1 pseudogene is annotated in these 1021 nt (G+C 65.9%); it reads left to right on the forward strand.

The features are described from left to right. Positions 1-45: 45 nt before the first annotated feature. Positions 46-998 (forward strand): annotated as a pseudogene (locus tag ID132_RS08180) (metalloregulator ArsR/SmtB family transcription factor). Positions 999-1021: the final 23 nt, after the last annotated feature.

The raw sequence follows: 1021 nt of genomic DNA on the forward strand, positions 1-1021 counted from the left end.
CGCCCGCGCCTGGTTCAAGACTGATCCGTATCAGGAGTCGACAACATGACCACCACATCCGACCCCGCCTGCTCACCCGTCGAAGTGACGGCAATTGGCGAAGACACCGCCAACGACCTCGCTGAAATGTTGAAGTCGCTGTCCGATCCGCTCAGGCTTCGGATGCTCTCGGCGATCGCCACCGNCTGCGACCTCACCGACCTCGCCGATGTCTCCCAGCCGACGATCTCCCACCACCTGAAGAAGCTGAAGGACGCTGGGCTGCTGCAGTCCGAGCGCCGCGGCACCTGGGTGTACTACCGCGTTGCCCCCGAGCGGCGCGTCGCGGTCGCCTCACTCCTCGACACCTTCGCGGCGTCGATGATCTCCTACGGCCCCGAGGAGCGCGCCGAGCGCGTCNAAACACTCCGCCATATGGATGCGCGGGTCGAGTCGCTCGCGCAAGAGCTCGTCGAGTCGTTCGACCAGCTCAATCCCGAGTTCGTCACCACGATGGTGCGCGAGTCCTACGCCGACCTCGTGCGGTCGGCACGCTTCACCCAACACCTCATTCCACTGACCGAGCGATTCGCCCGACAGCGGCTCACCGACTACACGCGCGACCATCACGCCGACCTGCCGCAGGTGCTGTTCGTCTGCGTCGCGAACGCAGGGCGGTCGCAACTCGCCGCCGCCCTCGTCAACAAGCTGGGTGAAGGCAAGGTCGTCGCCCGCTCCGCGGGTTCATCGCCGGCCGCCGAGGTGCATCCGCACGTCCGGTCGCTCCTCGTCGAGATCGAAGGCGAAGAGCTCGCCGGTAAAGCCTTCCCGAAGCCGCTCACTGACGACGCGGTCCGCGCGGCGGATGTCGTCGTCACGATGGGCTGCGGCGACNCAACTACGAGGATTGGCCGCTCGGCGACCCAGCGCTCGCATCCGAAGATGGCGTCCGCGCCATCCGCGACGACATCGAGCGCCGCGTCCGCGACCTCATCGCATCCCTCACCAACACCAATTAAGGACAAAAAGTGACCACTCAACG

The sequence above is a fragment of the Gulosibacter sediminis genome (assembly GCF_014904065.1).
Classification (GTDB): domain Bacteria; phylum Actinomycetota; class Actinomycetes; order Actinomycetales; family Microbacteriaceae; genus Gulosibacter; species Gulosibacter sediminis.